The sequence below is a fragment of the Vibrio sp. 1CM7H genome, assembly GCF_023161645.1.
GTDB lineage: Bacteria > Pseudomonadota > Gammaproteobacteria > Enterobacterales > Vibrionaceae > Vibrio > Vibrio diabolicus.
Window position 1 is genome coordinate 762,241 of the sequence record NZ_JALNTV010000003.1, and the last position, 7,328, is coordinate 769,568.

Below are 7,328 nucleotides of genomic sequence, written 5' to 3' on the forward strand. Positions count from 1 at the left end.
TAGTCCAACTTCTTGAACCATCTGAGATCACGTTTTAAGTCATGCCTCTGCCTGTTATCGATCCTAAACAACCATTTCAACCAGAGTTTGCGCCTTTAATTAGAGAAGTTACCGCTTGTCTCAAAGGTGGACTGGGGCAAAACTTACACAGCGTGTATGTGTATGGTAGCGTCGCTCGCAAAACAGCGGTCGCAGGAAGGTCGAACTTAGACCTGGTTGTCGTTACTCAATCATCCTTTGAGCACAATCGCGCGACTTTACTCAACACGATTAAGTGGCGCGCGCAGCAAAGTCATCCTCAAGTTAGTGGCGTATCGGTCCGCACAGCGTTAGTGAGTGAAGTGGCTAACTTAGATAGCATTTTCACTTGGGGCTTTATGCTTAAGCATTGCTGTGTCTGTGTCTATGGTGATGATCTGGCAGACTGTTTTGGTGATTACGTTCCAAGTTGGGAAATTGCTAAGCACTGGAATATGGATGTGGAAGATTGGATTACGGTGTATCGCAAAAAAATCGTCCAAGCGAAGACGATAGAAGAGCAGGTGGTCGTTCAACGCGTGATTGCTAAAAAGCTACTAAGGGCGTCATACTCTTTGGTGATGTATCGAGATAAACGTTGGTTTGATGACCCTATACAATGTGGCAAGGTATTCTTAACTTATCATCCTGAAAAGCAGCTTGAGATCGAGCGGCTAGAAATTTTACTTTCTGGCCGGGGTATTCCCAAGCGTTCTGTTATCGGGCTAATTGATGCGTTTGGTGATTGGTTAGTCAAACAGTACCAGAAAACAGAGTTTCGTATCGGTTAAAACAACCCCATTTGAGGTGCTGAAAGCCTGTCAAAATCCGTCCCAATGAAAGGGAGAATCGCATCTGCAACGGGTTTGAGTTGTTTATCAATGTAATGTTGATAATCAATCGGGCTATTGAGGTACTCATAAGGTTCAGGACCGTTCACGGTTATAATGTATTCAATTCGTCCTTTGTTTTGATACTGTAATGGGCGTCCAAGCTTGGCATTTATCTCATCCGCTAAACGAGCTGCACGCACTTGTGGCGGGACGTTCTTCTGATACTCATGCAGTTTTCTGCGCAGTCGCTTTTGATACACTAACTGTTCATCAAATTCACCGTTGTTAGTTTTCTCAACCATCTCTCGGACATAGTCGCTTGGGTCTTCACCATGGAAAATCATGCTATAGAGTGTATTTTGAAATTTCTGTGCTAATGAGGTCCAGTCAGTACGGGCGCTTTCTAACCCTTTAAATACAATCCGCTCTTGCTCTCCTTCACCGATTAAACCCGCATAGCGCTTTTTCGAGCCAGTTTCTGCGCCACGAATCGTTGGCATAAGGAATCTGCGATAGTGGGTTTCATATTCAATTTCCAACATAGATGTTAGGTTGTACTCAGAGCGCAGATGTTCTTGCCACCAAGAGTTGATGTAATCAACTAATTGATTTCCAACAGCGTCGGCTTCTACTTGACTGTATGGTCGATTCAACGACACAAATGTGGAATCCGTATCGCCGTAAATCACTTGATAGCCTTGTTCCTCAATCAGCACTTTAGTTTGCTTCATGATCTCATGTCCGCGCATGGTAATACTAGAAGCTAACCGAGTATCAAAGAAACGACATCCCGATGAGCCCAGTACGCCATAAAAGGAGTTCATGATGATTTTGATTGCCTGAGAAAAAGCTTTTTCATTGTTCTTTTTCGCGACATCACGTGCCGCCCAAAGCTTTTCAATCATTTCTGGTAAAAAGTGTTTCGTACGATGGAACTGACCACCGCGAAAGCCAGGTACTGCCTGCTCATCTTCTTTACCAATATCGAGTAATAACCCCTCAACCAAACCCATAGGATCAATCAAGAAAGAGCGAATAATCGATGGGTATAGACTCTTAAAGTCCAACACTAAAACGGAATCATATAGGTTAGGGATGGAGTCCATCACGTAACCGCCGGGGCTCGCAATCCAATTTTCTGGGTGTAGGTTCGGGGCAACATAGCCTGCGCGGTGTATTTGCGGCATGTATAAATTAGTGAATGCCGCTACCGAGCCACCGACACGATCCAGTTCTACACCAGTGAGGCGAGAGCGTTCAATTGCAAAGTCGAGCAGGTGAGTGTGATTGAAAATCTTGTTCACCAACACGCAGTCTTGTAAGTTATATTTAGCCAGCGATGGTTTGTCGGAGCGGTACATACGATTGATCTCATCCATACGGTCATGAACGTTGTGGATTTCTTTACCTTCCCCCAAGAGTTCTTGAGATACAGACTCTAATGACCAAGATCGAAAGTGGTAAGTAGCCGTTTTTAGCGTATCGATACCATCCATCACAACTCGCCCGGGAATGGAGATAAACCCTTGTTGGCTTTGAGATGAACTTCTAAAAAAGCTGGCTTGGTCTGCTCTGCCAAGCATTAGCTTCATGTTGTGCCATTCTGCTCGTTTGTGTAGCAGACGAAAGTCAAAATCAATGACATTCCAACCGACAATGACATCGGGGTCGAATTTTTTAAACCAATCGATGAGTGCTTCTAGAAGCGCCTTTTCATCCTGGACCCATTGTATCGGTGTATCCGAAGGTTCTGGTTCTCCGATCATGATAACGCGGGAATCCATGACGCTGTCTAATCCGATGGAGTAAAGAATGCCTTTCTCAGAGCATTCTAGATCTAACGAGACAACGTTTAACTTCGGCTCATATTGCCCCGTACGGCATTTTGCGTTCTGGACGCGTTGGTAGCCATTGGTACGAGTCACATTGCCTGTAAACTCAATACTGCCTTTAATAAAACGCTCCATGAGGTAGCGATCGGCGAGGCGAATATCACTTTCGTAAGTGGTGATATCATTTTGAGCGAACGTGTCTTTAAGTGTGAGAGCGTCTCTGGTTACGTTGGTATAGCATGCAGAAAGAGGCGTATGTTCAAACGTTTTGAGATCCAAAAGGCGGATGTCGACGGGTATGTTTTTTTCTCGCGCGAGTGTTTTTGCTTGCTCTGAGTGTTTCTGAGCGATGAAAAATACTGGCTTCTCACCATTAATAAGTAACTGAGTAGGACCTGCTTCTGTCGAAAGCCACAGCTCGATTTGAGTTTGACCTTTGATGTCTCGTGCCTGTCGAGTAAGCAGAAAGCCTTGTTGGATATTCAAATGTGAGAAACCTTAGAAAACTTGAAGAACGTTAGTTTAACATTAAGAACTGTAAAAATAACCAGTAAAGAAAACGGTTCAAATTTTTGCTGGAATTAGTGATTACAAGTTAGCCTCTGGTGCAAGAGGGACAGTGTCATTTTAAGTTATAGCGTGTTTCTCTGGGCAATATGAAACCTAGTTACTTGATTTATTGTACTTAATGTTGTTAATTGTCTTTTCTTAGATTTCGGTTCTGCTCATCACGCTCTAAAATAATAGAGTGGTTTATGAATAAGTTCTTGCTAAAGTTTGCGTTTCAGCACATATTCATAGAAAGCAATTTTTTGTCGATTACGTTAGTATATAGGCAGTCATACTGATATCCACATTTAACAAATAATGGTTATGTGGGTGCAGAACCAATACAAAGTGTGGAGATACAAGTTTGATAAATGTTTTCCTTGTAGATGATCACGAGCTGGTTCGCACAGGGATACGACGTATTATTGAAGACGTCCGTGGAATGAACGTAGCAGGAGAAGCTGACAGCGGTGAAGATGCAGTAAAATGGTGTCGCAGTAATCATGCTGACGTCGTTTTAATGGACATGAACATGCCAGGAATTGGTGGCTTGGAAGCCACTAAAAAAATTCTTCGCGTGAATCCTGATGTGAAAATCATCGTACTTACCGTTCATACAGAAAACCCGTTTCCAACCAAGGTGATGCAGGCAGGTGCGTCTGGTTATTTAACTAAAGGTGCTGGCCCTGATGAAATGGTGAATGCGATTCGTGTAGTTAATAGTGGGCAGCGTTACATCTCACCAGAGATTGCGCAGCAGATGGCATTGAGTCAATTTTCTCCAGCCTCTGAGAACCCTTTTAAAGACTTATCCGAACGTGAATTGCAGATCATGCTTATGATCACCAAAGGCCAAAAGGTAACGGATATTTCTGAGCAACTTAATTTAAGTCCAAAGACAGTCAACAGCTATCGCTACCGACTCTTTAGTAAATTGGACATTAATGGTGACGTTGAGTTAACTCACTTAGCGATTCGCCACGGAATGCTGGACACCGAGACCCTTTAGTGTGAATCCTCCCTTCGATTCGGCTTCCTTTCTCAAGACAGTAACTCATCAGCCCGGCGTTTACAGAATGTACAACGCCGAAGCTGTTGTCATCTATGTAGGTAAAGCCAAAGACCTAAAAAAGCGCCTTTCAAGCTACTTTCGGAGAAAAGTAGACAGTGAGAAAACTCGCGCGCTTGTCAGTAATATCGCCAAAATTGACGTCACAGTGACTCACACTGAGACAGAAGCACTGATCTTAGAGCATAACTACATCAAGCAGTATTTACCGAAATACAATGTTTTGCTGCGAGATGATAAGTCTTACCCTTATATCTTTATTAGCGGTCATAAGCACCCACGGCTTTCTATCCACCGTGGCGCCAAGAAGCGCAAAGGTGAATATTTTGGCCCCTACCCAGATTCTGGTGCAGTAAGAGAAACATTGCATTTGCTGCAAAAGATATTTCCTGTGCGCCAGTGTGAAGACACTGTCTATTCCAACCGAACGCGTCCATGTTTGATGTACCAAATTGGCCGTTGTGCAGGGCCATGCGTTGATACCATCATTTCTGATGAAGAATACGCAGAGTTGGTTAGCTTTGTGCGTATGTTTTTGCAAGGCAAAGACCAGCAAGTACTCAAACAACTGATCGAGAAAATGGAAGTTGCCAGTCAGCAATTGCGCTTTGAAGATGCCGCTAAATTTCGCGATCAAATCCAAGCGATTAGACGTGTTCAAGAGCAGCAGTACGTCTCAGAAGACAGCATGGATGATATGGATGTACTAGGGTTTGCTCAGGAGAATGGTATTGCGTGTATTCATATCCTGATGATACGCCAAGGTAAAGTGCTTGGTAGCCGTAGCCATTTTCCGAAAATCCCACAAAATACAAGCCAGCAGGAAGTATTCGATAGTTTTCTGACTCAATACTATTTGAGCCATAACGAAGCACGTACAATTCCTTCTCGTATTATTTTGAATCAAGAGTTGGCAGAAGATATTGCGCCAATACAGAAAGCGTTAAGTGAAGTGGCAGGTCGTAAGGTTCATTTCCATACCTCGCCAACTGGCTCTCGAGCAAGGTATCTCAAGCTTTCGAACACGAATGCACTAACGGCGATTACCACCAAAATCAATCACAAGATGACGATTAATCAGCGTTTTCATGCGCTTCGCGAAACATTGAAGTTGGAGTCTATTGCTCGAATGGAGTGTTTTGATATCTCCCATACCATGGGGGAAAGTACGATTGCATCGTGTGTGGTGTTCAACAATGAAGGCCCCGTTAAGCAGGAGTATCGTCGCTATAACATCACTGGGATTACCGGTGGTGACGATTACGCTGCAATGGGACAAGCGTTGGAGCGCCGTTATTCGAAGCAATTGGACGTAGAGAAAATTCCCGACATCATCTTTATCGATGGTGGTAAAGGTCAGTTAAATCGTGCGCATGATATTATTTCGCAATATTGGGGTGATTGGCCAAAGCGTCCCATCATGATTGGTATTGCGAAAGGGGTCACTCGCAAACCAGGCTTAGAAACGCTGATTACAGTCGATGGGGACGAGTTTCATTTACCAAGCGATGCTCCAGCGCTGCACCTTATTCAACATATTCGTGATGAAAGCCATAACCATGCTATAGCGGGGCATCGTGCTAAGCGAGGTAAAACCAGACGTACGAGTGCACTCGAAGGGATTGAGGGAATCGGCCCTAAACGACGTCAGGCGTTACTCAAGTACATGGGTGGGTTACAAGAACTTAAACGTGCAAGTGTCGAAGAAATCGCCAAAGTACCGGGAATAAGTCACTCTTTAGCAGAAATTATTTTCCAAGCATTGAAACAATAAGGAAAATCGCGCAACATTAAGCCGCAATGTGTAAGAGAATAATAAAATGCGTTTGAATATCCCGAACATTCTGTCTCTTCTTAGACTGTTCCTAATCCCTGTTTTTGTGGTTGTCTTTTATCTACCTTATTCATGGGCACCGTTTGCAGCAGCAATGGTGTTTTGGGTAGCGGGTTTTACTGACTGGCTTGACGGCATGTTGGCCCGTAAACTTGGCCAAACTTCTCGTTTTGGTGCGTTTATTGATCCTGTTGCTGATAAAGTGCTAGTGGCAACGGCATTGATTTTAATCACGGAACATTACCATTCAATTTGGGTGACCATTCCTGCGGTAACGATGATCGCGCGAGAAATCATTATCTCAGCATTGCGAGAATGGATGGCTGAAATCGGTAAGCGAGCCAGTGTTGCGGTATCTTGGGTTGGCAAAGTAAAAACTGTTTCGCAAATGTTCGCCTTATGGGTGTTGATATGGCGTTACGATGAATGGATGGTTTGGCTAGGCTTTGCAGCATTGTATGTGGCAACTTTCTTGACGTACTGGTCAATGATTCAATATTTAGCAGCTGCGAAAGACGATCTGTTGAATGAAGAGCATCATTAAATTCTGATATTAGAAAGCAGGCTTAATAGCCTGCTTTTTTGTATCTAAGATAATCTACAGCATTTCTTTGCTTCTCACGTTTTTCAATGCTTGCTAACGGTCATGCTTGAAATTTGTATCTGGGGCTTTTGCTTCGATAGAGTTCCATATGTGATCTAAGTCTTGTTTTTACCCTTGGAGAGTCTCAGAGAAGCGAGTCTCCTGATTGTTAACGCTTCAATACACGTAACGCACGGCCAGCAGTGTAAGGCGTAGCCAAAGTTTTATGATAAACAAGTGTATTTAAGCGATTTTTAGTATTAAAACTAAGCAATCTACCGTCTTTCGCACAAATTCTAGTCAAACGATTTAAAAAAATAAAAATAGTGTTGACTCGATCGCTCGAATCCGTAGAATGCATCCCGTACCCAAGAGAGCACAGCTCAGTAGGGTGGTGAAAAAAGCTTAGCTTTATTCACAGATGAGGCGCCTTGGCAGAGTGGCTATGCAGCGGATTGCAAATCCGTGGACCTCGGTTCGACTCCGGGAGGCGCCTCCATTATTCTTTTGAGAGTGAATAGCTTTCGAGAATAAATGCGACACTAGCTCAGTTGGTAGAGCGCAACCTTGCCAAGGTTGAGGTCACGAGTTCGAACCTCGTGTGTCGCTC

The 7,328-nt window shown here is 43.8% G+C and carries 5 protein-coding genes and 2 tRNA genes; 6 read left to right on the forward strand and 1 reads right to left on the reverse strand.

Annotated elements, in window-relative coordinates; translation table 11 throughout:
- The first annotated feature begins 41 nt into the window (after positions 1-41).
- Positions 42-809: a nucleotidyltransferase domain-containing protein gene (locus MSG33_RS15655; protein WP_248381417.1), complete on the forward strand. Its 768-nt coding sequence runs from the start codon at positions 42-44 to the stop codon at positions 807-809.
- Here the strand turns inward: MSG33_RS15655 and MSG33_RS15660 are convergent.
- Positions 806-3,169, reverse strand: coding sequence for a DNA polymerase II (locus MSG33_RS15660; RefSeq protein WP_248381418.1), 2,364 nt, complete (start codon positions 3,167-3,169; stop codon positions 806-808). The two genes, MSG33_RS15655 and MSG33_RS15660, sit on opposite strands and share 4 nt — an antisense overlap.
- A gap of 427 nt (positions 3,170-3,596) precedes the next feature.
- On the opposite strand from MSG33_RS15660, the gene uvrY reads away from it, so the two are divergent.
- From uvrY to MSG33_RS15685, 5 genes are all read left to right on the forward strand, one after another.
- On the forward strand, positions 3,597-4,241 hold the full coding sequence (gene uvrY / locus MSG33_RS15665; protein WP_005386783.1) for a UvrY/SirA/GacA family response regulator transcription factor: 645 nt from the start codon (positions 3,597-3,599) through the stop codon (positions 4,239-4,241).
- 1 nt (position 4,242) lies between these two features.
- A complete protein-coding gene (gene uvrC / locus MSG33_RS15670) occupies positions 4,243-6,075 on the forward strand; it encodes an excinuclease ABC subunit UvrC (protein WP_248381419.1) in 1,833 nt (610 codons plus the stop codon).
- Positions 6,076-6,121: 46 nt separating this feature from the next.
- Positions 6,122-6,679 (forward strand): CDP-diacylglycerol--glycerol-3-phosphate 3-phosphatidyltransferase, encoded by a 558-nt coding sequence (gene pgsA, locus MSG33_RS15675; RefSeq protein WP_005394805.1) that lies wholly within the window; start codon positions 6,122-6,124, stop codon positions 6,677-6,679.
- 464 nt (positions 6,680-7,143) lie between these two features.
- Positions 7,144-7,217: transfer RNA gene (locus tag MSG33_RS15680), tRNA-Cys, on the forward strand.
- A 37-nt stretch (positions 7,218-7,254) separates the two neighbouring features.
- Positions 7,255-7,327, forward strand: a tRNA-Gly gene (locus tag MSG33_RS15685).
- Position 7,328: the final 1 nt, after the last annotated feature.

Excerpts from the sequence above, each read along its gene's own strand:
- MSG33_RS15655 (WP_248381417.1), top strand. The coding sequence starts at position 42 with ATGCCTCTGCCTGTTATCGATCCTAAACAACCATTTCAACCAGAGTTT.
- pgsA (WP_005394805.1), top strand. The coding sequence starts at position 6,122 with ATGCGTTTGAATATCCCGAACATTCTGTCTCTTCTTAGACTGTTCCTA.